Here is a 277-nt window from a genome sequence, read left to right as displayed (position 1 = left end):
GTTTAGGAAGTTTGGAGCGACATATCAGGTTCGAACTGATGACCTATACCTTGGCAAAATAAAGGTATCACTATGCTAAAAACGCAACTGAGCTAATTGTTAAATAAGGAGGGTTTCTTGCAAGAGGTTTTACTGAAAGAAGTTTGGAGCGACCTAATATTTTCAACAAGAATGGTTCGAACTGATGACCTATACCTTGCTAGATATAGCTGATTTAGGAAGTTTGGAGCGACATATCAGGTTCGAACTGATGACCTATACCTTGGCAAGGTATCGC

This window comes from Shewanella sp. 10N.7 (genome assembly GCF_020806285.1).
GTDB lineage: Bacteria > Pseudomonadota > Gammaproteobacteria > Enterobacterales > Shewanellaceae > Shewanella > Shewanella electrodiphila.
The sequence above is the reverse complement of the archived record's forward strand: the minus strand, read 5'-3'. Positions refer to the sequence as shown.